This window comes from Ramlibacter algicola (genome assembly GCF_016641735.1).
Classification (GTDB): Bacteria; Pseudomonadota; Gammaproteobacteria; order Burkholderiales; family Burkholderiaceae_C; genus Ramlibacter; species Ramlibacter algicola.
Window position 1 is genome coordinate 1,522,950 of sequence record NZ_JAEDAO010000001.1, and the last position, 23,945, is coordinate 1,546,894.

General features: G+C 69.1%; 16 protein-coding genes. 8 read left to right on the forward strand and 8 right to left on the reverse strand.

Annotated elements, in window-relative coordinates; translation table 11 throughout:
- The first annotated feature begins 63 nt into the window (after positions 1-63).
- Genes I8E28_RS07410 through I8E28_RS07420 form a run of 3 tightly spaced genes read left to right on the forward strand, consistent with a single transcriptional unit; the run spans position 64 to position 10,441 of the window.
- A complete protein-coding gene (locus tag I8E28_RS07410) occupies positions 64-7,356 on the forward strand; it encodes a VCBS domain-containing protein (protein ID WP_200787352.1) in 7,293 nt (2,430 codons plus the stop codon).
- A gap of 32 nt (positions 7,357-7,388) precedes the next feature.
- Entirely contained in the window at positions 7,389-9,107 is a 1,719-nt protein-coding gene (locus tag I8E28_RS07415) for a type I secretion system permease/ATPase (protein ID WP_200787353.1), read from the forward strand.
- A complete protein-coding gene (locus I8E28_RS07420) occupies positions 9,104-10,441 on the forward strand; it encodes an HlyD family type I secretion periplasmic adaptor subunit (RefSeq protein ID WP_200787354.1) in 1,338 nt (445 codons plus the stop codon). Before I8E28_RS07415 ends, I8E28_RS07420 begins: the two co-directional genes overlap by 4 nt.
- A gap of 49 nt (positions 10,442-10,490) precedes the next feature.
- Here the strand turns inward: I8E28_RS07420 and I8E28_RS07425 are convergent, their stop codons facing one another.
- The 5 genes from I8E28_RS07425 to I8E28_RS07445 form a co-directional block, all read right to left on the reverse strand.
- Positions 10,491-11,981, reverse strand: a complete 1,491-nt coding sequence (locus I8E28_RS07425; RefSeq protein ID WP_200790326.1) for an MDR family MFS transporter — start codon at positions 11,979-11,981, stop codon at positions 10,491-10,493.
- A 41-nt stretch (positions 11,982-12,022) separates the two neighbouring features.
- Positions 12,023-12,484, reverse strand: coding sequence for a MarR family winged helix-turn-helix transcriptional regulator (locus I8E28_RS07430; protein ID WP_200787355.1), 462 nt, complete (start codon positions 12,482-12,484; stop codon positions 12,023-12,025).
- A gap of 82 nt (positions 12,485-12,566) precedes the next feature.
- Positions 12,567-12,845 carry a hypothetical protein gene (locus I8E28_RS07435; protein WP_200787356.1) on the reverse strand — a complete coding sequence of 93 codons (279 nt, stop codon included), beginning with the start codon at positions 12,843-12,845 and terminating at the stop codon, positions 12,567-12,569.
- A gap of 59 nt (positions 12,846-12,904) precedes the next feature.
- Complete coding sequence (locus I8E28_RS07440; protein ID WP_200787357.1) at positions 12,905-13,771, reverse strand: hypothetical protein; 867 nt, start codon at positions 13,769-13,771, stop codon at positions 12,905-12,907.
- A 137-nt stretch (positions 13,772-13,908) separates the two neighbouring features.
- Positions 13,909-17,478 (reverse strand): indolepyruvate ferredoxin oxidoreductase family protein, encoded by a 3,570-nt coding sequence (locus I8E28_RS07445; protein WP_200787358.1) that lies wholly within the window; start codon positions 17,476-17,478, stop codon positions 13,909-13,911.
- Positions 17,479-17,579: 101 nt separating this feature from the next.
- On the opposite strand from I8E28_RS07445, the gene I8E28_RS07450 reads away from it, so the two are divergent.
- The gene (locus I8E28_RS07450) at positions 17,580-18,095 is read left to right on the forward strand and encodes an Lrp/AsnC family transcriptional regulator (protein ID WP_200787359.1); all 516 of its coding nucleotides are present in this window, start codon (positions 17,580-17,582) and stop codon (positions 18,093-18,095) included.
- Here I8E28_RS07450 and I8E28_RS07455 read toward each other — a convergent pair.
- From I8E28_RS07455 to I8E28_RS07465, 3 genes are all read right to left on the reverse strand, one after another.
- Complete coding sequence (locus tag I8E28_RS07455) at positions 18,092-18,427, reverse strand: hypothetical protein (protein ID WP_200787360.1); 336 nt, start codon at positions 18,425-18,427, stop codon at positions 18,092-18,094. The genes I8E28_RS07450 and I8E28_RS07455 overlap by 4 nt on opposite strands.
- Positions 18,424-19,224, reverse strand: coding sequence for a DUF4886 domain-containing protein (locus tag I8E28_RS07460; RefSeq protein WP_200787361.1), 801 nt, complete (start codon positions 19,222-19,224; stop codon positions 18,424-18,426). Before I8E28_RS07460 ends, I8E28_RS07455 begins: the two co-directional genes overlap by 4 nt.
- A 70-nt stretch (positions 19,225-19,294) precedes the next feature.
- Positions 19,295-19,825 carry a GNAT family N-acetyltransferase gene (locus I8E28_RS07465; RefSeq protein WP_200787362.1) on the reverse strand — a complete coding sequence of 177 codons (531 nt, stop codon included), beginning with the start codon at positions 19,823-19,825 and terminating at the stop codon, positions 19,295-19,297.
- A gap of 137 nt (positions 19,826-19,962) precedes the next feature.
- Here I8E28_RS07465 and I8E28_RS07470 point away from each other — a divergent pair, with 137 nt between their 5' ends.
- The 4 genes from I8E28_RS07470 to paaA all read left to right on the forward strand — a co-directional run bounded on the left by I8E28_RS07470 (position 19,963) and on the right by paaA (position 23,877).
- A complete protein-coding gene (locus I8E28_RS07470; protein ID WP_200787363.1) occupies positions 19,963-20,973 on the forward strand; it encodes a TRAP transporter substrate-binding protein in 1,011 nt (336 codons plus the stop codon).
- Between the two features lie 7 nt (positions 20,974-20,980).
- On the forward strand, positions 20,981-21,514 hold the full coding sequence (locus tag I8E28_RS07475; RefSeq protein ID WP_200787364.1) for a TRAP transporter small permease: 534 nt from the start codon (positions 20,981-20,983) through the stop codon (positions 21,512-21,514).
- Positions 21,511-22,788, forward strand: coding sequence for a TRAP transporter large permease subunit (locus I8E28_RS07480; protein ID WP_200787365.1), 1,278 nt, complete (start codon positions 21,511-21,513; stop codon positions 22,786-22,788). Before I8E28_RS07475 ends, I8E28_RS07480 begins: the two co-directional genes overlap by 4 nt.
- Positions 22,789-22,875: 87 nt before the next feature.
- Entirely contained in the window at positions 22,876-23,877 is a 1,002-nt protein-coding gene (gene paaA / locus I8E28_RS07485; RefSeq protein ID WP_200787366.1) for a 1,2-phenylacetyl-CoA epoxidase subunit PaaA, read from the forward strand.
- Positions 23,878-23,945 lie beyond the last annotated feature (68 nt).

Sequence of the window (23,945 nt, forward strand, 5' to 3'; positions counted from 1 at the left end):
CGTGGAATGCGAAGCCGGCGGATCGCCGCCACCCTGCGGTCACCTTCATCCCAGGTGGCCGCCATGCCGATCAATCCGATTTCCTTCGCGAACACGCCGCAAGCCGGTGACGACAGCTATGCCTTCCTGGAGGACCAGCTCAGCGCCGGCAACGTCCTCGTGCTGGACGTCATGGCCAACGACTTGGGCGGCAAGGCCAAGACCCTCTATTCGATCGACAACGGCGATGTCCTGGCGGACCTGCTGACGCGCGACCCCGGCCTGGTGACCGCGTGGGAGTCCACGGCGGAGGGCAACCTCATTCGGATCAACGCTGGAAAGATCGAATACAAGCTCGGGGCCGGCGTGGACCTGAACGCCCTGGACCAGGGTGACGCGTACCTGGATAGCTTCCGCTACGCGATCCAGATGGCAAACGGCGCTGTCAGCTGGGCCACCGTCAACCTGAACCTCCAGGGGCAGAACGACGGGCCGAGCGCGAAGGCCGACTCCGCCACGACCACGGAGGATCACGCGGTGACCATCGACGTGCTGGCCAACGACGTCGATGCGGATGCGAGTCACAGCTTCACCCTGCTGTCCGTCACGGCGCCGGACGGCCGGGGCTCGGCGAACATCGTGGATGGCAAGGTCGTCTTCGACCCGGGCACGGCTTTCAACCAACTTGCGGTGGGCGAGACGACCACGGTGGCGCTCACCTACGTCATGCAGGACGAGCACGGGGCGCAATCGAACTCGACCGTGACGGTCACCATCACCGGCACCAACGACGGTCCCACGGCCGTGGCCGACACCAGCTCGACGGACGAGGACAACAGCGTCACCGTCAACGTGCTCGCCAACGACACCGACCCGGACACCAGCGACTCGCTGACCGTGACGGCCGCCAGCGTGGCGACCGGCCTGGGCAGCGCGACGACCGACGGGGCCGGCGTCACCTTCAACCCCGGTACTGCGTACAACTACCTCGCTGTGGGCGAGACCGCGGACGTCGTCGTTAGCTACGCCATCAGCGACGGTCAAGGTGGCACCAGCAACTCGAACGTCGCAATCACGATCACCGGCACCAACGACGGCCCCACGGCCGTGGCCGATACCAGCTCGACGGACGAGGACAACAGCGTCACCGTCAACGTGCTCGCCAACGACACCGACCCGGACACCAGCGACTCGCTGACCGTGACGAGCGCCAGCGTGACGACGGGCCTGGGCAGCGCGACGACCGACGGGGCCAGCGTCACCTTCAACCCCGGCTCTGCGTACAACTATCTGGCTGACGGTGAGTCCGCGGACGTCGTCGTGAGCTACAGCATCAGCGACGGTCACGGTGGCACCAGCAACTCGAACGTCGCAATCACGATCACCGGCACCAACGACGGCCCCACGGCCGTGGCCGACACCAGCTCGACGGACGAGGACAACAGCGTCACCGTCAACGTGGTGGCCAACGACACCGACCCGGACACCAGCGACTCGCTGACCGTGACGAGCGCCAGCGTGACGACAGGGCTAGGCAGTGCGACCACCGACGGGGCCGGCGTCACCTACAACCCCGGTACTGCGTACAACTACCTGGCTGACGGTGAGTCCGCGGACGTCGTCGTGAGCTACAGCATCAGCGACGGTCACGGTGGCACCAGCAACTCGAACGTCGCAATCACGGTCACCGGCACCAACGACGAAGTGCTGGTCTCGGCCTCCAGCGTCACCGCGGGCACCGTGTTCGAGGACACCCCGGCCGGCCACGTGGCAAGCGGCGCGATCGATTTTTCCGATGTGGACCTGAGCGACACCCACCAGGCCGCCTTTGTCGCGGCTGCAGGCAACACCACCGCGTTGGGCACGTTCGCGCTGGGCGCGGTGAGCGAGGCCGCCGACGCCGCCACGGGTTCCGTGCGCTGGACCTACACCCTCGACGACACGTCCGCGCAGTCCCTGGCCGCGAACCAGTCCGTCACCGAGACCTACACCGTCACGCTGGATGACCAGAACGGCGATACCACCACCCAGGACGTGACCGTCACCATCACGGGGACCAACGACGAAGTGCTGGTCTCCGGCGCGGTCGACACCGGCGCCGTCGCCGAGGACGGCACGGCCAGCGCCAGCGGCACGGTGAACTTCACCGACGTGGACCTCACCGACGTCCACCTGGTGACGTCGGCCCAGACGTCCAGCGACTACACCGCCTCGATGGGCACGTTCACGGCGGAGAAGACCGCCGACACCACCGGCAGCGGCACCGGGGGTGTGGTCAGCTGGAGCTACGCCATCGACAACGATGCGGCCCAGGCGCTGGCCAACGGCCAGGCGGTGCACGAAGTGCACACCATCACCGTCAACGACCAGAACGGCGACACCACCACCCAGGACGTGACGGTCACCATCACCGGCGTCAACGACGACGTGCTGGTGTCCGGCGCGGTCGCCACGGGCGCCGTCGCCGAGGACGGCACGGCCAGCGCCAGCGGCAGCATGAACTTCACCGACGCGGACCTCACGGACGTGCACCTGGTCACCTCCGCCCAGACTTCCAGCGACTACGCCGCCTCGATGGGGACCTTCACGGCGGAGAAGACCGCCGACACCACCGGCAGCGGCACCGGCGGTGTGGTCAGCTGGAGCTACGCCATCGACAACGATGCGGCCCAGGCGCTGGCCAACGGCCAGGCGGTGCACGAAGTGCACACCATCACCGTCAACGACCAGAACGGCGACACCACGACGCAGGACGTGACCGTCACGATCACCGGCACGAACGACGAGGTCCTGGTCAGCGGTGCAGTCGCTACGGGCGCGGTCGAAGAGAACGGCACCGCGCAAGCCGTCGGGACGGTGAACTTCACGGACGTCGACCTGGCCGACGACCACGTGGTCACCTCGGCGGTCTTGTCGAGCAGTTACGGCACGCCTCTCGGCACGTTCACGACGCTGGAAACATCGGACACGACCGGCACGGGCACCGGTGGTGTCGTCAATTGGACCTATGACATCGACAACACTGCAGCACACCAACTGGCCTATGGCCAGGTCGCGACGGAAGTCCACCGCATCACGATCGACGACCAAAGCGGCGACACCGTCACGCAGGACGTGACGATCACCGTCACCGGGACGTCCTTGCCCACTGCCTCCGTGGCCGTTGCCCCGGCTTCGGTGCAGGAAGACGGGGCCACCAACCTGGCCTACACCGTCACGCTGGACCATGCCTCGGCGTTCGACACCACGGTGAACTACACCATGGGCGGTACGGCGACCGCGGGATCCGACTACGCGGCGCCCACCGGCTCCATCGTGATTGCCGCGGGCGACACGACGGGCACCATCAGGATCGACCCGACGGCCGATGGCACCTACGAAGCCGACGAAACCGTCGTCCTCACCCTCACCGGCGGCAGCACCAACTCCCAGGCGATCGGCCTGAGCGCCACCAATGCGTCCGCCACGGGAACGATCACGAACGACGACGCCGTGCCCACCGCCTCGGTAGCGGTGGCCCCGGCTTCAGTGCTGGAAGACGGCGCCACCAACCTGACCTACACCGTCTCGCTGGACCACGCCTCGGCGTTCGACACCACGGTGAACTACGCCATGGGCGGCACGGCCACGTCGGGAACCGACTACGCAGCGCCCACCGGCTCCATCGTGATCGCCGCCGGCGATACCACCGGCACGATCACCATCGACCCGGCGGCAGACACCACGTACGAAGCCAACGAAACGGTCGTGCTCGCCCTCACCGGCGGCAGCACCAACTCCCAGGCGATCGGCCTGAGCGCCACCAATGCGTCCGCCACGGGAACGATCACGAACGACGACGCCGTGCCCACCGCCTCGGTAGCGGTGTCCCCGGCTTCAGTGCTGGAAGACGGTGCGACCAACCTGACCTACACGGTCACCCTGGACCATGCCTCGGCGTTCGCGACCACCGTGAACTACACGACGGGCGGAACCGCGACTTCGGGAACCGACTACGCGGCGCCCACGGGCTCCATCGTGATTGCCGCCGGCGACACCACCGGCACCGTCACGATTGACCCGACGGCTGATACCACCTACGAAGCCAACGAGACCGTCGTGCTGAGCCTCACGGGCGGCAGCACCAACTCGCAGGCGATCGGCATCAGCGCCACGAACTCCTCCGCCACGGGAACGATCACCAACGACGACGCCGTGCCCACGGCATCCGTGACCATTCCGCCTCCCAATGCGGTAACGGAGGACGGCGCGACCAACTTGACCTACAACGTCACGCTCGACCACGCCTCCGCATTCGCCACCACGGTGAACTACACGATGGGCGGCACGGCCACCTCGGGAACCGACTACGCGGCGCCCACGGGCTCCATCGTGATTGCCGCCGGCAACACCACCGGCACCGTCACGATCGACCCGACGGCCGATACCACCTACGAAGCCAACGAAACGGTCGTGCTGGCGCTCACCGGCGGCACCACCAACTCCCAGGCCATCGGCTTGAGCGGCACGAATTCGTCCGCCACCGGAACGATCACCAACGACGACGCCGTCCCCACAGCGTCGGTGGCGGTGTCCCCCGCATCGATGAACGAGGATGCGAGCGGGGTGATGACCTACACCGTCTCGCTCAATCGGGCGTCGGCGTTCGCCACGACCGTGAACTTCACGTTGTCCGGAACGGCCACGAACCCGGGCGACTACACGCCATCGACCACGGGTTCGGTCGTCATCGCGGCGGGCGCCACCAGCGCGACGGTGACGGTCGACCCCACGGTGGACACGGTCGTCGAACCGAACGAGACCGTGGTGATGACCCTGACCGGCGGAACGACCAATGGCCAGGCCATCAGCCTGGGCACCGCCGTCGCCACCGGCACGATCCTGAACGACGACGTCGCGGACACCACGCCGCCGACGCTCGACATGACCGCCAACCCTCCGAACGTGCCCAGCGGCAATACCACGACGGTCACCTTCCAGTTCAGCGAGGCGGTTTCCGGGTTCACCTTTGCGGACGTGACCATCAATTCCGGAACGGCTACCGCAGCCAACTTCACGAAAGTCGACGCGGACACCTACACGCTGCTGGTTACCAGGAACGCCGGAGGCAACAGCCCCCTGACGGTGTCCGTGGCGAGCGGCAGCTACACCGACCTGGCGGGCAACCTCGGTGGCGGTGCCAGCGTCGAGGTCAGGCGGGACCCGTCCAACAACTTGACCGCGACAACAGTCAACCTCGCATTCGCCGCCTTGGCCATGCAGGACGACTTGCTGGTTCCCACCGGTGACCAGCCGATTGCAACGGACTCGACGACCAGCGACGGCGAATCTCCTGATTCCATGACCGCGCTGTTGGGCGTCCAGGCCGAGGACCCGAGCGCCTCGAGTTCCGTTTGGAACGAGCAGCCCTCCAGCGCGGACACCGCCGCCTTGGCACTCGCAAGCGAAGCGCCTTTGCCGCCCCCCGGCCCGGTGGACATCGTCGGGGCCAACGCGCTGGACGCCACGGCTGCAGAAACGGCGCTCCCCGCGCCGGTCGTGAGCCCCGAGTCGGGCGCTGCGACGCAGGTCGCCACGTCCGACAACAGCCACAACATCATCATTGGCGACGCCACTGGCATCACCGGGGTGTCCATCGCTGACAAGGGGCTGCCAGCGAGTTCGACGACCAGCGAGGACTCGGCTTCTGGAACGACCACCGCGGCCTCGGAGGCCGATGCTCAGGATCCGGGCGCTCCCGTCGTCGTGGCCGACGCCCAGCCGGACAGCGTCGAGACCGGCACGTCGACCCCCGCGACCGACGCGGACCTGCCGGCGGGCAGTGCCACGAGCAGCAGCGGCGGGGCCGAGACGAGCCCCACTGCGCCCCAGCCGCCGCTCCAGGCGTCGGATGCGAGCCTGCAGCCGCAGGATGCAGCTCGGGTCGCCACGCCAGACAGCAGCCCCGAGGTCATCGGCAACGACGCTGCGAGCTCCACGCCTGTCGTCGACGCGAGCAGCACGCTTCCCGGCGATCAATCCGTCGACGATCAGGCGACGGGCGTCAACTCCGGCACGGCCACAGCCACCGGCGCCGGCCCGGCCCCGGTGAGCGACGCCGGCGCCACGCCCGCGACCAACCCGGAGGTCCCGCTGTCCGGCATCGCAAGCGCATCGACGGGTTCGGCCGACAGCGCCGACCACGCTGATGCGGTTCCGCTGGCATCCGGCAGTTCGCCTGAAACGCTGACGGGTGAACCACCGGTGACCTCGACGCCCGCCCCCGCCCCCTCCGTGGCGCCCACTGGTGCCAGCGACGGCGCTTCCGATCCGCCCGTCGCGCAAGCCGGCGCGTTGCTGCCCAGCGGTGCCCCGGTCGCGCCGGCCGGCTCGCCAACCAGTGCGGCCAGCCTGGAAAGCGGCACATCGACCATCGCCATCGAGGCGGGCCTCCCGCCGAGTCCTGCCCCGGACAGCGGCGTCGCAACGAGCGCGCCGGCCGCCGCAGTGTCCGTCCCGGTGTCGGATGCGAGCTTGTCGCAGGATGGCGCGCAGGTGACTACGCCAGAGAGCAGCTCCAACGTCATCGGCATCGACACTGCGACACCCGTGGTCGCGGCCAGCCCAGGCAGCACGGTGCCCGCTGGCGACCAGACAACGACGGCCAACACGGGCACCGTGGAAGCGAGTGGCAGCGCCACCGTGGCCGTCGACCCGTCCGGCACCGGCGGCATCGGCAGCACGGACGCCACCGTCGCCACGGGCGGCGCAAGCATTGCAAGCAGCACGGACGGCACGGCGGGCACGAGCAGCACGAGCAGCACGGGCACCGCGAGCGCCGACGCAACCAGCACCGTGAGCGGCACCACCGGCACGGCGGCCGCGTCCGACGGCGCGCCCACCGCGCAGGTTTCCCTCGGGAACGCTGCCGGGCAAGCTGCCTCGAACGAGCAGGTCGCAGCGCCAAAGGACGCTCCCGTTGCGGCAGCTGCACCTGACACCGCTCCCACGACGCCCGGCACCGGCGCGGCCGTGAACACGGCTGGGTCCACGGACGACGTCATCGCGGGCACGAGCGGCGCCGATTTCCTCACCGGCGGCGCCGGCAGCGACACCTTCGTGTGGCACGCCGGCGAGCTGGGCGCGGTGGACACGATCACGGACTTCACGGCCGGAGAGCACGGCGACGTACTGGCGATCGGCGCGCTGCTGAACGGATACAGCGCGGGCTCCGACCTGTCGCAGTTCGTCCACGTGACCGAGTCCGCAGGAGGAACCATGGTCAGCATCGATCCCACCGGCCATGGCGAATTCCACGACCTGGTCCTGCTCCAGGGGGTGACGGGCGTGGACCCCGGGACGCTCATGGGGCACATCACGCCCTATCCGCTGGCCTGACTGGCGCGGCCACTGATCGCTCCAGGCAAGCCATGCATTCCCTGCTCCGACTCCTCAAGCAACCGCTGCTGCACGTGGCGGGCTTCTCCTTCTGCATCAACCTGCTCCTGCTGATCCCCGCGATCTTCATGCTGCAGGTGTTCGACCGGGTCCTGGTCAGCCGAAGCACCGACACGCTCGTGGTGCTGATGCTCGGCGCGGGCATCGGCTTGCTGATCCTGTTTGCACTCGACCAGGTTCGCTCGCGTCTGCAGGCCGTGGCCGGCAACATCGTCTCCGAGGCGCTTTCACCGATCGTCACCAAGCTCATGGTGGCCCAGGGAGCGCAGCGGGGCGGGCGCGGCCCGAGCGAGGGCTTGCGCGACGTCAACACCCTCAAGATGCTGTTCTCCGCGCACGGGCTCCTGGCCCTGTTCGATGCACCCTGGCTGGTGGTGTACGTGGCCCTGATCTGGGTCGCGCATGCCTGGCTCGGATGGACGGCCCTGGCCGCCGCGGTCCTGATGCTGGTGCTGGCGGTCGTGAACGACAAGGTCACGCGGCGGGAGATCGAAGCCCTGCAGAAGTCCGGGGCCGGCGCGACGCGCTACCTGGAAACCTCGCTGGCCAACGCGGAGGTCGCGCACACCCTCGGCATGACCGACAGCCTGATCGCGCGCTGGCGCGCCAAGAGCGGAGAAGTGGTCCAGCTCCAGGGGCCGACCGCCCGCAAGATCGCGGCGATGGCGGCCCTGACCCGCACGCTGCGCCAGGCCGTGCAGATCGTCATGCTGGCCGTCGGGGCGTGGCTGGTCATCACCGTCCAGGCCTCGCCGGGCGTGACCATCGCCTGCACCATCCTGCTCGGCCGCGCGCTGTCCCCGGTGGAACAGATCGTCGGGAGCTGGAAGCTGCTGGCGGAAGGCCGCGCCGCGTTCCGCCGCCTGGCCGATCTTCTGGACGCGGCAGCGCAAGAGCCGCCACGCATGCCGCTTCCAGCCCCGCGCGGGGAGCTGCTGGCCCACAACCTGGTGTACCGTGCGCCGAACTCCGAACGCGTGCTGCTGGCCGGGGTCTCGCTGCAACTCGCCGCCGGCGAATCGTTGGCCATCATCGGGCCCAGTGGCGCCGGCAAGTCGACCCTGCTGCGCCTGCTCACGGGCGTATGGCAGCCCACGGCCGGCGTCGTTCGCCTCGATGGCTCGGACATGTCCCAATGGCCGCGTGAGCACGTGGGTACCTGGCTGGGCTACGTGCCGCAGGACGTCGAGCTCTTCCCCGGCACCGTGGCGGAAAACATTGCCCGGCTGGGCGAAGTCGCGGCGGACGCGGTGGTGGAGGCCGCGCAGCGCGCCGGTGTGCACGAGATGATCCAGGCGCTGCCGCAGGGCTACGACACCTACGTCGAACCCACGTCCGCGCTGCTGTCACCGGGCCAGCGCCAGCGCATCGCGCTCGCCCGAGCGCTCTACGGCGCTCCGCGCCTGCTGATCCTGGACGAGCCCAACTCGAACCTGGACGGCGCCGGCGAACATGCGTTGGCCGAGGCGCTGAAGGCGCTGCGCGGGCAGGTGAGCGTCGTGGTGGTCACGCATCGCACGACGCTGGTCCAGCACGTCGACAAGATGCTGGTCATCGAAGCGGGCAAGACCGTCCACTACGGAGCGACGGGGGAGGTGCTCAAGGCCATGCAGGCCAGGGCGCAAATGCCGTCCGGCAACAACGTGGTGGCCATGCCGATCCCGGCCGGCGCCGTGGGGAGGGGAGCATGAGCGCCGCAGTGCTGGATGGCGGCCAGGACCCGATCCTGGCGCCGCAATTCGACGAAGCGCGCCGGCTGGCCCGGCGCGGCTCGCTGGTCCTGGCGCTGGGCCTGTTGCCGCTGCTCGGCTGGTTGGCGTTCGCGCCGCTGTCTTCGGCGGTCATCGCACAGGCGCACGTGAAGGTCGACCTGGACCGGCGCAGCGTGCAGCACGCCGAGGGCGGGATCGTGCGGGAAGTGAAGGTCCGGGACGGACAGCGGGTGAAGCAGGGCGAACCGCTGCTGGTGCTGGGCGACGTGGGCGTGGATGCCGACGTCAACCGCCTCGGCTTGCGGCAGTTCACCGAGCAGGCCGGCATCGCGCGGCTGGAAGCGGAGCAAGCCGGCGCCGGGACGCCGGTGTTTCCTGCCGACCTTGTCCAGGCAGGCACGACCGATTCGCGCGTGGCAGAGCAGATCGTCAAGGAACGCGCGCTTTTCAACGCGCGGCGGGACGCCCTGCGCGGCCAGACCGCCCTGCTGCGCAGCCAGGGCGACAAGATCTCGCGGGAGATCGCCTCGCTCAAGGCGCAGATCGAGCAGGCCAGGTCGTCCATGGGCCACCAGCGTGCGGAACTGGAGCGCAATCGCCAGTTGCTCAAGGACGGCTTCATCTCCGGTGCCCGGATTTCGCAGCTGGAAGCCACTGTCGCTGACTACGGGGTGAAGCTCGAGGAGCGCCATTCCGAGTTGGCGCGGGCCGAGCAGCGCATGGTGGACGTCGAGCTGCGGCTGAAGGGGCTGGAAAGCGATTACCGCCAGCAGGCGAGCGACCAACTGAAAGTCGCGGCCGTGCGGCTGTCCGAAATCCAGCAGGAACTGCGCAAGTCGACCGACGCGTCCAGGCGCCAGGTGATCGTGGCTCCGGTGGCGGGCGAGGTGATGAACCTGCGTTACCCGAGTCCCGGCAGCGTCATCAGCCCGCGCGAGCCCGTCGCGGACATCGTGCCAGCCGATCCGCGCCTCGTCGTGGAAGCGCAGATCCGCCCCGAGGACATCAACCGTGTGCGCCACGGTCAGGTGGCCCGGATGCGGCTGACCGCGTTCAACACGTTGACGACGCCCATGGTGGAGGGCAAGGTCTTCTACGTCTCCGCCGACCGCAATGTCGACCGCACCACCCAGCAGCCTTACTACGTGGTCCTGGTCGAAGCGGATCCTGCTTCGCTGCAGGAGGCCGGGCGACTGACCTTGCAGGCGGGCATGCCGGCCGAGGTGTTCATCCGGGGCGAGGACCGAACCCCGCTGCAGTACCTGCTGGAGCCCGTGACCCTCCTACTCAGTCGCGCGGGACGCGAACGGTGATGCACCAGGTCGGCCCTTGCGGGTGTGCCTGGCCTGCAGAGCCGATGTCTCAGTGCGGCACGTCGGATGGACCGCCATCGGCCGTCCTGCGCGCGCGCCGGATCAGCAGCAGCAGCGGGATCGTCAGCAGCGTGATGGCCATCATGATCCAGAAGTCGTTGACGTAGGCGACCAGCGCGGCCTGTTTCGTCACGAGGCCGTTGAGCATTGCCAGGCCGGTCGGCGTGGCGGGGTCGAGGGCCGGCGGCAGGTTGACGAGCCCCTGGTTGCCCGGCGCGACCAGCGCCGCGAGTTGCGCGTGCGCCTGCGCTTCGCCGCGCGACAGCAGCGCCTGCACGATCGAGATGCCGACCGCGCCGCCGATGTTGCGCACCAGGCTGTAGATGGGCGTGCCCTCGTTGCGCAGGCGCGGGGCCAGGGTCGCGAACGCTGCGGTCGACAAGGGCACGAACGTGAAGCCGATGCCCAGGCCCTGGATGAAGCCCGAGACGACGATCAGGTGGCTGTCCATCTCCAGCGTGATGTGCGTCATCTGCCAGAGCGCGAACGCGGTGAGCGCGAAGCCCGTGGCCATGATCAGACGCAGGTCCACGCGCTGCACCAGCCGGCCGACGGCGATCATCGCCAGCATGGTGCCGATGCCGCGAGGCGCGGTGACGATGCCGGTGTAGACCACCGGGTACCCCATCAGCCCTTGCAGGAACATCGGCAGCAGCGCCATCGTGCCGTACAGCACCATGCCGACGATAAAGCCGAAGGCGGAGCCGGTGACGAAGTTGCGGTCCCTGAGCAGGTCGCGATCGAGGAACGACGGGCCTTGCACCGTGGCGGTGTGCACGGCGAAGAACGCGAAGGCGACGATCGCCGCGGCCGCCTCCAGCCGGATCTCCCACGAATCGAACCAGTCCAGCAGCTCGCCGCGGTCCAGGAACATCTGCAGCATGCCGATGGCCAGGCTCAGCGTGACGAGCCCGAACAGGTCGAGCGGCGAAGTGCGTGGCTTGTTCTCCGGCAGGAAGCGCACGATGCCCCAAAGGGCGAACGCGCCCACCGGCACGTTGATGAAGAACACCCAGCGCCAGTCGAAGTTCTCGGTCAGCCAGCCGCCCAGCATCGGGCCGAGGATGGGGCCGACCATGATGCCGGCGCCCCAGATGGCCATCGCCTGGCCGACCTTCTCGCGCGGGTTGATGTCCAGCAGCACGGCCTGCGACAGCGGCACCAGGGCGGCACCGAACACGCCCTGCAGCAACCGCGCCGCGACGATGCCGCCCAGCGACGTCGCCAGCCCGCACAGCGCGGACGCGGCCGTGAAGCCGATGACGGACACGATGAACACCTTGCGCCGGCCCCACAGCGAGCACAGCCAGCCGGTCAGCGGCAGCGTGATCGCCGAGGCCACGATGTAGGACGTCAGCACCCAGGTGATCTGGTCCTGCGACGCCTGCAGGCTGCCCTGCATGTGCGGGAGCGCGACGTTGGCGATCGTGGTGTCGAGCGCCTGCATGACCGTCGCCAGCATGATCGACACGGTGATCATGCCGCGGTGGGCCTGCGCGGCGGCGGGGGTGGGCACCGGGCTCACGACGTGGACTCCTTCGTCTCGGCCTCCAGCAGCCCTTCACGCGCACGCGCCAGCAGCGCGAGCAACTGCTTGCGCTCGGCGGCGCTGAACCCGCGCAGCACGCCGGCCGTCAGCTCGTCACCGATCTGCACGGCATGCGCCAGCGCATCGCGCGCCTTCGGAAGGATGTGCAACTGGTTGACGCGGCGATCGCTCGCGTGCGGACGGCGCTCCACCCAGCCGGCGAGGGCCAGGCGGTCGCACATGGTGGCCACGGCCATCGGCGTGATGCCCAGCGATTGCGCCAATTCGGCCTGCGATGGCGGCTCGTCGCCGTGGTTCGCCAGCTTCCACAGCAGCCGCACCTGGGCCTGCGACAGGCCGAGCTCCTCGCGCGCGCGGCGGTCGAACTGCTGGCCATAGAGGGTGGCGGTCTCCCGCACGAGGAAGCCGAAGCGGGCGGACAGGTCGGTTTTCATCAGCCGCTAGATCATATACATGTGTACGATATGGCGCCGGCGAAGGCTCCGATGCCCGGCTTGGGCGGATCGATGGGGGGTGTCAGCGCAGCGCTGACAGCTGCGAGTCGAGCATTGCCCAGTCGCTGCGGAGCGCGGCGCGGCGCGCGAGCTTGCGCTCGCTGCGGGCCAGGATGCCCTGCATGGCTGCGGTCTCGTCGCCGAACGGCCCGGCGACGATCTTGCGCAGCGGCTTGTCGTCGTCCCAGACGCCGCGCGGGCAGGTGGCGTACAGGCGCGCGTAGCCGAAGTGGCCGTCGCCGGTCTCGACCGTGTAGCAGGCGAGGTAGTAACCGAAGACGGGGCCGGCGATCTGTTCCACGCTGCGCAGCTTAGGGAGGTCGGCGCCCCGTGCCGCTCCCCCAAACAGGTGATTGCGGCTCAGGCGGCCCGCAACTGCTCGCAGGTGGTCGCCAGGCAGCGCTGCAGGGCCCGCTCTTCCTGGCGCAGCTTGTCGCAGCCCGCGATGCACCGCTGCAAGTCCGCGCGCAATTGCGCGTCCTGCTGCTGCGCGGGCTCGATGTCGACCGACCAGTTGCTGTCCTGTGCGTTGTCCAGCAGCTTGAGCACGGCCTGCTCCCAGGCGGCGTGGCGCGGCGTGAGGATCTCGTCGATCTCCTGCACCAGCGCGCGGCGCAGCGCGAGCACCTGCTCGGCGAGCACGCAAGCTTCCTCGACCGCGCGGCCGGCCGCACGCATGCGCCGCATGCGCGTGCCCAGCGTGTCGGCGGTGTGCGCCAGGCCGCGCAACTTCTCCATGCCGGCGGGGTCGCCCTCGGCGGGGCGGCGCTGGCGCAGGTCGGCCCACAGGTCCGCCAGCCAGCCTTCGCCGTGCTGGAGCACGTCGTGCAGCCGCTGCTGCTCCATGCGCAATTCGACGATCGCGCGGCGCACGCCGGGGTCGTGGTTCTGCAACCAGGTCGCGAGTTCCAGGCCGAGCAGGGTGGACTTCCTGGCGGCGCGCGCGGCGGTGGACCAGCCCTTCTGGAAGGCCGCGACGTCGCTGCTCTCGCGTTCCACGACGACGCCGTAATCGAGGTCACGCACCGAGGTCTCGAGCGAGCGCAGGCCGTCGGCGAGCTGGTTGGCGTGGCGGTCGTAGGCGCGGGCGCCGAGGTCGACCGCGACCTTCAGCAGGCACTCGGTGTGCGGCGCCGCCATCTTCTGCAGCAGCTGCTCGATCCATGAGGCCAGCACGCCCGCGGGTTGCCGCTGGTTCGGATCGTAGGCCTGGCGGTCGGTGGACATCTAGGGTGCAGGGGGACGCGCCGCAAAGGTGGCACGTCATGTCTCGCTGCGCCCTGACTGTAACAGGATGTTGTCGAATGCCTCGGCAGAAAACCGAGTGCGGCACGGCCGCGTCGGCGGGCCGCCACATGCAGCCGTCAGGCCGCGGCGCTGACTCGGATGCCGCGCAGTTGGCCGGCCTGCGGCGGGCCGGGAGGCCGCGGGTACTGCGCGGGATCGAACCGGTGCAGCAGTTCCGCTTCGCGGGCACGGGCGAGCGCGACGTTGGCGAGCTTGACGTGGCCGAAGCCGCGCATCGACAGCGGCACGGCGGCGATCTCCGTCGCGATCGGCAGCCGGTCCGCGGCGAGCGCGGGCAGCAGCGACTCGATGCGGCGCCGGTACTCGCGCACCAGCGAGCGCTCCAGCCGCCGTTCCTCGGTGTAGCCGAACACGTCGAGCACCGAGCCGCGCAACCTCTTGCCGTGCGCGAGCACGCGCAGCATCGGCAGCAGCCAGCCGCCCAGGCGCATCTTGCGCGGTGGTTGCCCGTCCTTGCCGCGGGAGAGCAGTGGCGGCGCCATGTAGAACTCCAGCTGCGCATCGCCTTCGAACTGCTGTTCCAGCGTGCGCAGGAACTCGCCGTCGGTGTACAGGCGCGCGACCTCGTACTCGTCCTTGTAGGCCATCAGCTTGAGCAGGGAGCGCGCAACGGCGCGCGTGAACGGCAGCGACGGATCGGCGGCCATCGACGCTTCGCGGGTGCGCACCCGGGCGACGAAGTCGGCGTAGCGGCGCGCATAGGCCGCGTCCTGGTAGCCGGTGAGGTGCTGCACGCCGCGCACCACGATGGCCTCGAGCGTGTCGGCCGCGGGGGCGTCGTGCGGGGCTTGCGGGCCTTGCAGCAGTTGCGCGATCGCCTGCGGATCCGCCGCCGCGAGCCGGCCCAGCGAGAACGCGAGCTTGTTGCTGTCGACAGCGACGCCATTGAGCTCGATCGCCCGCTGCAAGGCCGCGGCGCCGACGGGCACCAGCCCGCGCTGCCAGGCAAAGCCGAGCGCCAGGATGTTGGACACGATCGAGTCGCCGACGAAGGCCTCGGCGAGCTCCTGCGCGTCGAGCGTCTCGACGCGATCGGCGCCGGCGGCGAAGCGCAGTTTCTCCAGCAGCTGCGGCACCTTCAGGCTCGCGTCCGGATTGCGCAGGCTCTCGGCCACCGGCACTTCGTGCGTGTTGGCGAGGATGCGCGTGCGGCCGTGGCGCACCGTCGCCAGGGCGTCGGGCGACGCGCCGACGACGAGGTCGCAGGCGAGGATCGCGTCGGCTTGCTGGGTGTCGATGCGCACCTGGTTCAGGCGCGAGGGCACGTCGGCCAGCCGCACGAACGACAGCACCGAGCCGCCCTTCTGCGCGAAGCCCATGAAGTCCAGCACGCTGGCGCTCTTGCCTTCGAGGTGCGCCGCCATCGTGATCAGCGCGCCGACCGTGACGACGCCGGTGCCACCGACGCCGGTGACGAGCAGGTCGTAGGGCGCGGTCCAGGTGTGCGGAGCGGGGGTGGGGAGGCCATCAACTCGGCGCTGGAAGTCCAAAGCCTTGTTCGTGAGCGCTCCGACGCCTTTCCGGACTGTCGCGCCCGTCACCCCCACGAAGCTCGGGCAGAACCCTTTCGCGCAGGAGTAGTCCTTGTTGCAGCTGCTCTGGTCGATCTTGCGCTTGCGGCCGAGCGGCGTTTCCAGCGGCAGCACGGCGACGCAGTTGCTCTGCACGCTGCAGTCACCGCAGCCTTCGCACACGCGGTCGTTGATGAACAGGCGGCGCGCGGGATCGACCAGCTGCCCCTTCTTGCGGCGGCGGCGCTTCTCGGCGGCGCAGGTCTGTTCGTAGATCAGGACCGTGACGCCCGGCATCTCGCGCAGGCGGCGTTGCACGGCGTCGAGCTGGTCGCGGTCGTGGAACTCGGTGCCGGCAGGGAAGCGGTCCTTCACGCCGTCGTACTTGGCGATGTCGTCGGACAGCACGACGACCTGCTTCACGCCTTCGGCCTCGACCTGGCGCGCGATGCCATCGACGCTGATGATCCCGTCGACCGGCTGCCCGCCGGTCATCGCGACCGCGTCGTTGAACAGGATCTTGTAGGTGATCGTGCTGCGCGCCGCGACGGCCTGCCGGATGGCGAGGTAGCCCGAGTGGTAGTAGGTGCCGTCGCCCAGGTTCTGGAACACGTGCGGCACCTTGGTGAACATCGCGTGCGACACCCAGTCCACGCCTTCGCCGCCCATCTGGATCAGGCCTTCGGTGTCGCGGTCCATCCAGCTGGCCATGAAGTGGCAGCCGATGCCCGCCTGCGCATGCGAGCCCTCCGGCACCCTGGTGCTGGTGTTGTGCGGGCAGCCGGCGCAGAAGTACGGCTGGCGCTTGACGCTGTCGCTGGCGTTGGACAGCAGCTCGGGCAGCGTGAAGTCGCGCACCAGGTGGCGCCGGTCCAGGTCGGCGAAGTGCCGCACCAGCCAGTTCGCCACCAGCTCGATCAGGCGCGAAGGACGCAGCTCGCCGATCGCGGGCACCAGCGCGCGCCCCTGCTCGTCCTGCTTGCCGACGATCACCGGCCGTTGCGCCTCGTTGTAGAACATCGAGCGCAGCTGGTCCTCGACGACCGGCCCCTTCTCCTCGATCACCAGCACCTCGCGCAACCCGCGCGCGAATTCACGCATGCGGGTGGGCTCGATCGGGTAGGTCAGGCCCAGCTTGTAGATGCGCACGCCGTGCTGCGCGAGCGTCTCCGGCGAGATGTCCAGCCGGCGCAGCACTTCCATGAAGTCGTAGTGCGCCTTGCCGGCGGTGACGATGCCCACCGTCGCGTGGTCGCTGGACACCACGTGCCGGTCGACGCTGTTGATACGGGCGAAAGCGCGCACCGCGTCCAGCTTGGCATGCAGGCGCTGCTCGATCACCAGGGACGGCAGGTCCGGCCAGCGGTAGTGCAAGCCGCCAGCGGGAGGTGCGTAGCCGGTGAGTTCGCGCACGGTGTCGCCGCCCTGCCAAGCGGCCACGCGGGCGTTCACCAGGTCCAGGTCGACGGTCGAAGCGCTTTCGACCACTTCGCTGAGCGCCGTGAAGCCGACCCAGTTGCCCGAGAAGCGCGAGAGCTGCCAGCCGTACAGGCCGAATTCCAGGTACTCGGCGACGCTGCCCGGCGACACGATGGGCGCATGCCAGGACTGGAAGGCCTGGTCGCTCTGGTGCGGCATCGACGAGGACACGCAGCCGTGGTCGTCACCCGCCACCATCAGCACGCCGCCATGGGGCGACGCGCCATACGCGTTGCCGTGCTTGAGGGCGTCACCGGCGCGATCGACGCCGGGCCCCTTGCCGTACCACATGGCGAACACGCCGTCGCAGGTGCGCTCCGGATCGGCCTCGACCCGCTGCGTGCCCAGCACCGCAGTCGCGCCCAGCTCCTCGTTGATCGCCGGCAGGAAGCGGATGCCCGCTTCGTCGAACTTCTTGCCGGCCTTCCACACGGCCTGGTCGACCATGCCGAGCGGCGAGCCGCGGTAGCCGCTGATGAAGCCCTGCGTGTCCAGCCCCGCGGCCGCGTCGCGCTGGCGCTGCATGAGCAGCAGCCGCACGAGGGCCTGGGTGCCGGTCAGGAAGATGGCGCCGCTGCCGGCCCAGAGGCTGTCGCCGAGCTGGTAATCGGGGCGCGCGAGGGTGGTCGTCTCCATGGGAATGAAGTGTCTGCGCGGCGCGGAAAAAATTGGTTCTCGGTTCCTGCCCCACTCGACATGCGGGAGAATGGAATTCTTCCAAATGCTGGATCCGAAGAATGAACGACCTCGACCGCCACGACGTGCTGCTGCTCGCCGAACTGCAGCGCGACTCGCGCCAGACGGTGCAGCAGCTGGCGGCCGCCGTCGGCCTGTCCAGCACGCCGTGCTGGAAGCGGGTGAAGGAGCTGGAAGCCGCCGGGATCATCCAGGGCTACACGGCGCTGGTCGACCGCGAGCGGGTCGGCCTGTCGCTGTGCGTGCTCGCCGAGGTCAACCTCACGCGGCACAACGAGGACGACGTGCGCCGCTTCGAGCAGGCCGTCGCCGCGGAGCCGGCCATCGTCAGCTGCTATGCCACCACGGGCCAGGCCGACTACGTGATCAAGGTGCTGGTGCCGGACATCAAGCGCTACGAATCCTTCCTGCACGACACCATGTTCAAGCTGCCGGGCGTGACGCACGTGCGCTCGAGCGTGGTGCTGAAGGAGGTGAAGTCCGAGTCGCGGCTGCCGCTGGCGGTGCCGCGCGGGAAGCAGCCGGCGCGGCGCGCGCGCCGGCCTGCGGGCGACTAGCGGGCGCGGCGAATGCCGCACTCCGCCGATGCCGACGGGTCCAGCACTTCGGGGCCGCACGCGAGGAACGCTTCGGCCTTGAGGCCGCCCGTGGCAGTGCGGTAGGGCGCGAAGCAGGCCTGGCTCTTCGCGTACTCGGCGCGCCACGCGCGGCAGTCTTCCTCGCTGCCGCGCCGGGGCAGCGTCGGGTCGTTCTCGTCGGCGAAGACCAGGGGTGGCGTCGACGCCGCCGCGGACGCCGGCCGCTTGGGTTGGCCGGCCGCCTGGGCCGCCGCGCCGACCGCGAACGCGAGGGCCGCGGCCCCGATCACGAAAGCTCGCAGGTCCTTCATTTCGCCGTGTAGTAGTCCTGCACCGCGTCCCACGCGGCCTGCTGCAGCAGCTTGGCGGTCTCGGGCGGCAGGCCGGCCGTGTACGTCGCGCCGACCGGGGTCTTGCGCATCAGCGCGGCGTAGCTGGCGCAGGCGGCCAGGTAGGTGCCTGCGAGGCTGGGGTGGCGCTTGTCGGCGACGTACAGCTCGAGGTCCGGCTTGCGCTCGATCGCCTTGGCGAAGGCGAGGCCCGCGGGGATGACGAGCACGTCGTTGTCGTTGCCGGCCTTGGTGTACGCGTCGGCCAGCTGGCGGGTCATCTCGGGCTTGTCCTTGTAGGCCCACGACATGAACAGCACCGGGCGGATGCCCTGCTTGCGCAGGATGTCGGCGTCCTTCTTCACCGTCTCGTGGAACGACTGCTGCAGCTGCGGGTGGACGGGGCACTGGCTGCAGTCCATCATCACGACGGTGTCGTACTGCTTGCCCGGCGGGTTGAAGCGGATCTGGTTGTCGCCGACGAACGAATAGCGGCCGATGCCGTTCGGCCGCACCAGCGATTCCATGTCGTGCCAGTCCAGGCCGGAGCCGCTGACCGTCACCGACGTCCCGCGCACGGCCGGCTTGTCACCCAGCGACTCCGACAGCTTGCCGAAGTGGTTGTGCAGCGAGTTGTTGTAATAGAAGAAGCTGTTGCCCACCCACATCATCGCGTCCACGCGCGGGCCGTGGTCGGTCTTCTTCGGGGCAACCTGCGCGTGCGCGGCGGGCAGCAGGGTGATGGCGGCGAGCGAGAGGGCGGCGATCAGGTGGCGCATCGTTGTCTCCTTGGTTGTCGTCGCAGCTTAGCTGCTGGAGGCGGGGCAGGGAAGCCGCCTCCTTCCGCGTTCAAGCCAGCTGCTTGTGGAAGTACGTCGTGGAGCACAACGCGCCATCGGGCATCAGCGCGTAGTTCGGGATCTGGCCGACGCGCTGCCAGCCGCAGCGCGCATACAACCGCTCCGCGGCGCTGCCGGTCACCGTGTCGAGCACCAGCACCGTCTTGCCGTGCGCACGGGCTTGCTCCTCCACCGCCGCCAGCAGGCGTTGCGCGATGCCCTGGCGCCTCGCGCGCCGGTGCACCAGCATCTTCGCCACGTCGGCGCGGTGCGGCTGGTTCTCGGGCTGGGCCAGCACGAGTTGCACGGTGCCGGCGATCCCGGCGTCGTCCTCGGCCACCAGCACGAGCCGCTCGCCCGCCGCCGCGCCGCCCGCCACGGCGCGCCAGAACCCGTCGGCGCGCTCCGCGGCGATCGGCAGCATGAAGCTCACCGAGGCGCCGCCTTCGACGCAGTCGACCAGGACCGCGGACAGGTCGGGGATGCGCCGGGCCACTTCGTCGGCGGGCAGGGGGCGAATGCGAAAGGCGTCAGCGCTCATGGGTGCCCGGGACTGTACCGGGAAGGTCCGCCCCGGGACAAACCCTAGAGGAAGCGCACCGGCGCGGGCAGCGGCCGACAATGTTTGGGCCAATGCACCAAGGCGCGCAGGGGTTGCGCGCGCACAAGGAGATCTCCATGGTCCAAGCACGATCCTCCCGCCGGCAAGTCCTCGTCAGCGGCGTCTCCCTCGCCGCCGCCATCGGCCTGCCACGCTTCGCCGCGGCGCAGTCGCCGCAGGTGATCAAGTTCAGCCACGTGGTGGCCGAGAAGACGCCCAAGGGCCAGGCCGCCATCAAGTTCAAGGAACTCGCCGAGAAGAAGCTGGGCGGCAAGGTGCAGGTGCAGGTCTTCCCGAGCTCGCAGCTGTTCGGCGACGCCAAGGAGCTCGAGGCAGTTCTGCTCGGCGACGTGCAGTTCATCGCGCCGTCGCTGTCCAAGTTCGACCGCTACACCAAGAAGGTGCAGCTGTTCGACCTGCCGTTCCTGTTCGACGACGTCAAGGCCGTCGACAGCTTCCAGGCCAGCGACAAGGGCAAGGCGCTGCTGGAAAGCATGAAGGCGCGCAACCTGCTCGGCCTGGCCTACTGGCACAACGGCCTGAAGCAGCTGTCCACCAACCGCGACAAGCTGTTGCGGCCCGAGGACGTCAAGGGCCTGAAGTTCCGCATCCAGCAGTCGGACGTCCTGGAGGCGCAGTTCCGCGCGATGGGCGCGAATCCGCAGAAGATGGCCTTCTCCGAGGTCTACCAGGCGCTGCAGACCGGCGTGGTCGACGGCCAGGAGAACACCTGGTCCAACATCTACTCGCAGAAGTTCTTCGAGGTGCAGAAGACCATCGCCGAAACCAACCACGGTGTCATCGACTACATGGTCGTGACCAACGCCAAGTGGTGGGACGGCCTGCCCGCGGACATTCGCAAGGGGCTGTCCGAGGCGATGGCCGAGGCGACCGCCCACGGCAACAAGCTGGCCGGCGAGTTCAACGAGGACGACCGCAAGAAGATCGAGTCCGCCGGCAAGGCCAGGATCCAGAAGCTGTCCAAGGACGACGTGGCCGCGTGGCGCAAGGCGATGGAGCCGGTCTGGAAGAAGTTCGAGGGCGAGATCGGCAAGGACCTGGTCGACGCGGCACGCAAGGCGGCCTGAGCGCCCCATGCGCTGGCTGGACCGGTTCGAGGAAGCCGTCGTCGTCGTGCTCATGGCGGGCATGACGCTGCTCGCCTTCGCGCAGGTCGTCGCCCGCTACGTCTTCAACTACAGCTTCGTGTGGGCGCTCGAAGTCATCGGCGTCATGTTCGCGTGGCTGATCTTCGTCGGCATGGCCTACGGCGTGCGCATCGGCACCCACATCGGTGTCGACCTGCTGGTGCGCAACCTGCGGCCGGGCGCGGCGCGCGTGGTTGGCTGCGTCGCCGCGGCGCTGTGCATCGGCTACTCGCTGGTCCTCGCCTGGGGCGGATTGCAGTACGTGCTGAAGATGCACGAGGTCGGCATCCTCATGCAGGACGTGCCCATCCCGCAGTGGTGGCCGCGCGCCATCCTGCCCGCGGGGTTCCTGCTGCTGGCATTCCGGTTCACGCAGGTCCTCGTGGCGGCGGCGCGCGGTGAAGCGGTGCACATGATCAGCGACGAGAGCCAGGACGCGTTGAAGCTGAAGGAAACCGGCACGACGGGGCTGGCCGAGTGACGATCGCCGCCCTGTTCCTGCTGCTGTTCATCTTCATGGCGCTGGGGCTGCCGGTCGCGGTGGCGCTGGGGCTGTCGTCGCTGCTGACGATCCTGGTGTTCGCCCACGACTCGCTTGCGTCGCTGTCGCTCAAGCTGTACGAGACGTCGGAGGCGTACACGCTGCTGGCGATCCCGTTCTTCATCCTCGGCGGCTCGTTCATGACCACCGGCGGCGTCGCCCGCCGGATGATCCGCTTCGCCAACGCCCTGCTCGGGCACTTCCGCGGCGGCCTGGCGATGGCCTCGGTGTTCGCCTGCATGCTGTTCGCCGCGGTGTCGGGGTCGTCGCCCGCGACCGTCGCGGCGGTCGGCTCGATCGTCATCGCCGGCATGGTGCGCGCGGGCTATCGCGAGGACTTCGCCACCGGCGTGATCTGCAACGCCGGCACGCTGGGCATCCTGATCCCGCCGTCGATCGTGATGGTGGTCTACGGCGCCGCCACCGAGACGTCGGTCGGCCAGCTGTTCATGGCCGGCGTGGTGCCCGGCATCCTGCTCGGGTTGCTGCTGATGGTGGCCATCGCCATCCGCGCGCGCACGCTCGACATCCCGCGCCAGCCGCGCGCCAGCCTGCCGGAAGTGCTGCGCGCCGGCCGTGACTCGCTGTGGGGCCTGCTGCTGGTGGTGATCATCCTGGGCGGCATCTACGGCGGCGTGTTCACGCCCACCGAGGCCGCCGCGGTGGCGGCGGTCTACGCCTTCTTCGTCGCCGTGTTCGTCTACCGTGACCTGAAGCTGTCCGCCGTGCCGGGCGTGCTGCTGGATTCGGGCCGGGTGACGGTGATGCTGATGTTCATCATCGCCAATGCGCTGCTGTTCGCGCACGTGCTGACCACGGAGCGCATCCCGCAGGCCATCGCCGAAACGATCGTGGGCTGGGGCATGCCGGCCTGGCAGTTCCTGCTGGTGGTGAACCTGCTGCTGCTGGTGGCCGGCATGTTCATGGAGCCGACCGGGATCATCCTGATCCTGGCGCCGATCCTGTTCCCGATCGCGCAGCAACTGGGCATCGACGCCGTCCACCTCGGGATCATCATGGTGGTGAACCTGGAGATCGGCATGGTGACGCCGCCGGTGGGGCTCAACCTGTTCGTCGCGTCGGGCATCACAGGCATGCCCATCACGGCCGTGGCGCGCGCCGCGCTGCCGTGGATGATGGTGCTGCTGGGCTTCCTGGTGGTGGTCACCTACGTGCCGGCCATCACGCTCGCGCTCCCCAACCTGCTGTTCTGATCGGCTGCCGTCGCGCTTGCCGCAGGGGCGCGGCTTGGCCTATGATCGACCAATCGGTCGGCAATAAACCGGCCCGCAGGAGACCGCATGTACACGCAGGCGATGGACACCATGAAGGGCGAGGCCGCCAAGCCGGTGCGCTCGGCCCAGGAAGTGCAACTGCAGGAGCGCTTCGACGCCCGCATCGACGCGGGCGAGTTCGTCGAGCCCAAGGACTGGATGCCCGAGCACTACCGCAAGACGCTGGTGCGGCAGATCAGCCAGCACGCGCATTCCGAGATCGTCGGCATGCTGCCCGAAGGCAACTGGATCTCGCGAGCGCCGACGCTCAAGCGCAAGGCGATCCTGCTGGCCAAGGTGCAGGACGAGGGCGGCCACGGCCTCTACCTGTATTCCGCCGCGGAGACGCTGGGCACCTCGCGCGACGAGATGCTGCATGCGCTGCACACCGGCAAGGCGAAGTACAGCTCGATCTTCAACTACCCGACGCTCACCTGGGCCGACGTCGGCGTGATCGGCTGGCTGGTGGACGGCGCGGCGATCATGAACCAGGTGCCGATTTGCCGCTGCTCGTACGGGCCGTATGCGCGCGCGATGATCCGCATCTGCCGCGAGGAGAGCTTCCACCAGCGCCAGGGCTTCGAGTCGCTGCTGACGATGATGGACAAGGGCACCGACGCGCAGCGCGCGATGGTGCAGGACGCGGTCAACCGCTGGTGGTGGCCGTCGATCATGATGTTCGGCCCGCCCGACGACCAGTCGCCCAACAGCGCGCAGTCGATGCGCTGGGGCATCAAGCGCGTGTCCAACGACGAACTGCGCCAGCGCTTCATCGACGCGACCGCCGAACAGGCCAAGGTGCTGGGCGTGACGCTGCCCGACCCCGAGCTGCGGTGGAACGAGGAGCGCGGGCACCACGACTTCGGCGCCATCGACTGGACCGAGTTCTGGAACGTCGTCAACGGCCACGGCCCCTGCAACAAGGAACGCCTGGCCGAACGCGTGCAGGCGTGGGACGACGGCGCGTGGGTGCGCGAGGCTGCGCTGGCTTATGCCGCGAAGCAGGAACCGATGAAGGAGGCTGCATGACGTCGTCGACCAAAGGAAAGCCCTCCCCTGGTGAGGGGAGGGTTGGAGAGGGGTCGAGCCCAGCGCGG